1 protein-coding gene is annotated in these 266 nt (G+C 42.5%); it reads right to left on the minus strand.

Annotated elements, in window-relative coordinates; all coding sequences use genetic code 11:
- Window positions 1-266: T6SS immunity protein Tli3 family protein (locus OGW16_RS02090; RefSeq protein WP_502873962.1), on the minus strand; the 266-nt coding region annotated here is incomplete at both ends.

A 266-nucleotide genomic window follows, 5' to 3' on the forward strand; every position in this document is an offset into this window, starting at 1 on the left:
TTATTAACCACCACCACTCTTTTTATTTCTTTTCCTTCAGGGCTGTCACGCATAATACCATCTGAGTTTTTCTCCAGCGCCGGGAAAGAAGCCATATATGTTGCCACCTGCCACGTTTGCCCGTAATCTTTAGATATTTTATATGCTCCCGGCTCCCATTCAGGGACCAGAATGTACTGCTCTGAAGGATGGATAAACTCACCCGAGAAAACCCTATAGATTGGATTGCCATAAATTGATTTGTGGACCTTTCTTTTTATGTCATG

This window comes from Citrobacter sp. Ce104 (genome assembly GCF_030334595.1).
Taxonomy (GTDB): domain Bacteria; phylum Pseudomonadota; class Gammaproteobacteria; order Enterobacterales; family Enterobacteriaceae; genus Citrobacter; species Citrobacter europaeus.